At 56.1% G+C, this 494-nt stretch carries 1 rRNA gene; it reads left to right on the top strand.

The features are described from left to right. Window positions 1–494, top strand: a 16S ribosomal RNA gene (locus FFM71_RS13310); the annotation flags it as partial.

The raw sequence follows: 494 nt of genomic DNA, 5'->3' as shown, positions 1-494 counted from the left end.
CCAGACTCCTACGGGAGGCAGCAGTGGGGAATATTGCACAATGGGCGCAAGCCTGATGCAGCCATGCCGCGTGTATGAAGAAGGCCTTCGGGTTGTAAAGTACTTTCAGCGGGGATGAAGGGAGTAAAGTTAATACCTTTGCTCATTGACGTTACCCGCAGAAGAAGCACCGGCTAACTCCGTGCCAGCAGCCGCGGTAATACGGAGGGTGCAAGCGTTAATCGGAATTACTGGGCGTAAAGCGCACGCAGGCGGTTTGTTAAGTCAGATGTGAAATCCCCGGGCTCAACCTGGGAACTGCATCTGATACTGGCAAGCTTGAGTCTCGTAGAGGGGGGTAGAATTCCAGGTGTAGCGGTGAAATGCGTAGAGATCTGGAGGAATACCGGTGGCGAAGGCGGCCCCCTGGACGAAGACTGACGCTCAGGTGCGAAAGCGTGGGGAGCAAGCTCCGCAGAGCGCCGCGTAGGGAAAGACTGTAGATCTCGCTCCTC

The sequence above is a fragment of the Companilactobacillus huachuanensis genome, assembly GCF_005404815.1.
Taxonomy (GTDB): Bacteria; Bacillota; Bacilli; order Lactobacillales; family Lactobacillaceae; genus Companilactobacillus; species Companilactobacillus huachuanensis.
This window is presented reverse-complemented; position numbering and strand designations above follow the sequence as displayed.